Consider the following 2,966-nt stretch of genomic DNA (forward strand, 5'->3'; position numbering starts at 1 on the left):
AAGGCCGGCAAGCTCCTCGCCGAGCGGGCCAAGGCGAAGGGCGTCGAGACCGCCGTGTTCGATCGCGGCGGCTACCAGTTCCACGGAAACGTCAAGGCGTTCGCAGAGGGCGTTCGCGAGGGTGGGCTGACCGTCTAACGGCGGCGGGCTCCATCGACAAAGGACTTCTGAGACACATGGCTGTAGACCGTTCAGTGAGCCCCGGTGGGCTCGACCTGCAGGAGCGGGTCGTCGAGATCAACCGCGTCGCGAAGGTCGTCAAGGGCGGCCGTCGCTTCTCGTTCACCGCGCTCGTCGTCGTTGGTGATGAGCAGAGCGTCGTGGGCGTCGGCTACGGCAAGGCGAACGAGGTTCCCCTCGCGATCCAGAAGGGCGTCGAGCAGGCGAAGAAGAACCTGTACCGCGTCCCCAAGCACGGCTCGACGATCACCCACCCGGTGACCGGCATCTTCGGATCCGGACGCGTGCTGCTCAAGCCCGCCTCCCCGGGTACCGGCGTCATCGCCGGCGGCGGGGTGCGCGCGGTGCTCGAGCTCGCGGGGATCCACGACATCCTCTCCAAGAGCCTCGGCTCGCAGAACCCCATCAACCTGGTCAAGGCGACGATCGCCGGGCTCGAGGCCCTCCGGACGCCGTCCGAGGTCGCCGACCTGCGTGGCCTCTCGGTCAACGCGGTCCTCGGCCTCTCGACCGAGGAGCAGGCGTCCGAGACCATCTCGGCCGACGCACCCGCCGACGGCGAGACCGACGCGGCTGCCCCGGCCGACGGCGACGCGTCCGATTCCGCGGAGGTGACCGCGTGAGCACCATCAAGGCCACCCAGTTCAAGAGCAAGAACGGCTCGGACAAGAGCCAGCTCGATGCGCTGCGGACCCTCGGGTTCCGCCGCATCGGACATACCGTCGAGATCAACGACACGCCCCAGGCCCGCGGGAACCTGCACAAGGTCCGCCACCTGGTGCGCGTGGAGGAGTCGTAGTCATGGCTGCTGCCAAGAAGCCGATCGAAGAGCTCAAGGCCGAGGACGTCGGGCTGCACACGCTCAAGCCCGCGCCCGGGAGCCGCAAGAAGCGCAAGCGTGTCGGTCGTGGCCACGGATCCGGCACGGGGAAGACCTCCGGCCGCGGCCACAAGGGTGCGGGTGCCCGGTCGGGCGCCAAGGACCGTGCGCGGTTCGAGGGCGGCCAGATGCCGATCCACATGCGCCTGCGCAAGCTCCGCGGACCGCACAAGAAGATGTCGATGCCGTTCGAGCCCTTCCGGACGCAGACGCAGGCCGTCAACCTCCAGGACCTCGACCGGCGCTTCGACTCGGGCGCCGAGGTCACGCTCGAGGCGCTCGTCGCCGCGGGTCTCGGCACGCGCAAGGACATCCCGGTGAAGGTCCTGGCCAAGGGTCAGATCTCCAAGCCGCTGACCGTCCACGCGCACAAGTTCTCCGGCGCCGCGAAGGAGGCCATCGAGGCCGCCGGCGGCACCGTGGTGGTCATCGAGTCCTAGGCCCGACACCACCGAAGACGTCTCTCCGAGGGGCGGTGTGCGCGAGTGAGCGCCACCGCCCCTCGGTCGTTGCCGGCTCGGGCAGCGTCCGGCTGCCTGGGTACAGGTGGTTCTCCGGGTCGATCTCGGCGTCCGTCGGGGCGCGTTCGTCCACGGCCTGCGGCGTGGCTCAGGCCGCGGCGGGCACGCCGGCCCGGGAGCGCAGCGTGACCCGGGTGCCGTACTTGGGGCTCAGGGTGATGTGGCGGCGCAGGCGCGGCTCGCCGTCACCCGGGCCCACGACGCTGACCGTGGCCTGACGGAGGACCTCGGCGAGGACGATCCGCATCTCGAGCATCGCGAAGCTCATCCCCAGGCAGCGGCGCCGGCCGCCGCCGAACGGCACCCAGGTGAAGGTGCCGGGCGCCTGGTCCAGGAAGCGCTCCGGCCGGAACTCGTGCGGCTGCGGGTAGATCGAGGGGTCGTGGTGGATGAGGTGCACGTTGGCCGTCAGCGCGCAGGAGCTCGGGGCGTAGTCGAACCCGGCGAGGCTGAACGGCTTGCGGACCGAGCGGGGCTGGGCGAAGAGGAGCACCGGCCGCTGACGCAGCGCCTCCTGGAGCGTCGCCGTGAGGTAGGCGTCGTCCCCCTCGTCCGCCGCGCGGACCACCCGGGCGAGCACGTCGGGAAGGCGCGTGAGCCGCTCGAACGTCCACGCCAGCTGCGAGGCGGTGGTCTCGTGGCCCGCCACCAGCAGCGTCATCAGCTCGTCGGTGATCTCGTCCTCGGACATCGGGGTGCCGTCGCCGTGCGTGGCGCCGAGGAGCATCGCCAGGACGTCGTCGCCGTCGTGCTCGTCCGCCGCCCGGCGCTCGCGGATCTCCCGATGCACCAGGGCGAGCGCCTGCGCACGGGTCCGCTGGAACGCGCCCCAGGGGGAACGCGGGCCGAGATCGCGCTGCAGCGCTGGCAGCATGTTGTACGGGCGCGCGGACCGCTCCAGGTAGGCCGTCATCACGTCGAGGAACTCGTCCAGGCGCGGGCCACGCCGGATGCCGAACACCGCGCGGAGGATCACCTCGAGCGTGAGGCGCTGCAGGAGCGGGTGGAGGGCGATCGTCTCGTCCCTGGGCCAGGCGCCGACGGACGCCTCGGTCAGCTCGGTCAGGACCTCGGTGAGCGCGGTCATCCGCTCTCCGTGGAACGCCGGCAGCATCAGCCGCCGCTGCTCGAGGTGCTCGTCCTCGTCCAGCAGGAGGACGGAGTGCCGACCGAGGACCGGCTCGAGGATCCGGCCTCCCTCGCCGGGGTGCAGCACGTCCGGGGGCGCGGCGAACAGCTCCTTGACGTGGGCGGGATCGGTGAGGCACACGATCGGCGAGCCGACGCCGAGTCGCAGCGTGAACGTCTGGCCGTACCGCTCGCGGCAGTCCTCGAACAGCGACACCGGGTCGCGCAGCCACCGCAGCGTCTGGACGAACTCGGGG

General features: G+C 71.1%; 5 protein-coding genes. 4 read left to right on the forward strand and 1 reads right to left on the reverse strand.

Features of this window, described 5'->3' with window-relative positions:
• The 4 genes from ABYE80_RS19135 to rplO form a co-directional block, all read left to right on the forward strand.
• The coding region (locus ABYE80_RS19135) for a 50S ribosomal protein L18 (protein WP_372791913.1) at positions 1-138 on the forward strand (138 nt) is incomplete at its 5' end.
• 38 nt (positions 139-176) lie between these two features.
• Positions 177-803 carry a 30S ribosomal protein S5 gene (gene rpsE, locus ABYE80_RS19140; protein WP_372791909.1) on the forward strand — a complete coding sequence of 209 codons (627 nt, stop codon included), beginning with the start codon at positions 177-179 and terminating at the stop codon, positions 801-803.
• Positions 800-979: a 50S ribosomal protein L30 gene (gene rpmD / locus ABYE80_RS19145; protein ID WP_372791910.1), complete on the forward strand. Its 180-nt coding sequence runs from the start codon at positions 800-802 to the stop codon at positions 977-979. Before rpsE ends, rpmD begins: the two co-directional genes overlap by 4 nt.
• 2 nt (positions 980-981) lie before the next feature.
• Positions 982-1,500 (forward strand): 50S ribosomal protein L15, encoded by a 519-nt coding sequence (gene rplO / locus ABYE80_RS19150; protein WP_372791911.1) that lies wholly within the window; start codon positions 982-984, stop codon positions 1,498-1,500.
• A gap of 169 nt (positions 1,501-1,669) precedes the next feature.
• On the opposite strand, the gene ABYE80_RS19155 is transcribed toward rplO, so the two are convergent.
• On the reverse strand, positions 1,670-2,966 hold a 1,297-nt coding region (locus ABYE80_RS19155; RefSeq protein ID WP_372791912.1), incomplete at its 5' end, for a cytochrome P450.

It is taken from the genome of Paraconexibacter sp. (assembly GCF_041602235.1).
Lineage (GTDB): Bacteria > Actinomycetota > Thermoleophilia > Solirubrobacterales > Solirubrobacteraceae > Paraconexibacter.

Bases quoted from the DNA above. Each gene is read 5' to 3' on its own strand.
- rpsE (WP_372791909.1), top strand. From the start codon at position 177: ATGGCTGTAGACCGTTCAGTGAGCCCCGGTGGGCTCGACCTGCAGGAG.
- rplO (WP_372791911.1), top strand. From the start codon at position 982: ATGGCTGCTGCCAAGAAGCCGATCGAAGAGCTCAAGGCCGAGGACGTC.